We start from the raw sequence: 760 nt of genomic DNA on the forward strand, positions 1-760 counted from the left end.
CAGCACTTTATGCTGCTACCGCAACTGGCTGGAGCAAAACAACACCCTGGCCGAACTACTGGATCTGATTAACCGCCAACTGACTGACCAGGGCTTAAAAGTAGAGAAAGCATCCGCCGCCATCGTTGACGCCACCATTATTCAGACGGCCGGCGGCAAGCAACGCCAAGCCATAGAAGTGAATGAACAGGGCGATGTCCTGACCGAAACCACACCCAGCAAAGATGCGGATGCCCGCTGGATTCGCAAAGATGGCAAGTTTCACTTGGGCTATAAACAACACACCCGTACCGACGCAGACGGTTATATTGAAAAAATCCACCTTACCCCGGCCAATGCCCACGAAGTGAAACACTTGGCCCCCTGACTGGATGGCGTCAAAGAAGGCACCATGGTTTATGCCGACAAAGGTTACGCCAGCCAAGATAACCGCCAATGCTTGCAAGACAGAGCACTCAAAGATGGCATGATGGAAAAAGCCTATCGTGGCCATCCCCTAAGTGCGGCACAAAAAATGCGTAACGGCTGCCTGGCGCGGGTGCACTATGTGGTGGAACCAAGCTTCGGCACCTTGCACCGTAAATTCCGCTATGCCCGGGCATCGTACTTTGGCTCACAGAAAGTGGCTGCGCAGAGCCATCTGAAAGCGAGGTGCTTGAACCTGCTGAAGGCGGCGAACAGGATACGTGTGTCCACAGCTGCCTGAACAGGCAGAAAGTGCTTAGGAATTAGGCACTTTAAGAGGATTTAGGTGTATAGT

General features: G+C 52.9%; 1 pseudogene. It reads left to right on the forward strand.

The features are described 5' to 3' along the window. Positions 1–706 (forward strand): annotated as a pseudogene (locus HMPREF9371_RS11105) (IS5 family transposase); the annotation flags it as partial. Positions 707–760: the final 54 nt, after the last annotated feature.

Source organism: Neisseria shayeganii 871, assembly GCF_000226875.1.
Taxonomy (GTDB): Bacteria; Pseudomonadota; Gammaproteobacteria; order Burkholderiales; family Neisseriaceae; genus Eikenella; species Eikenella shayeganii.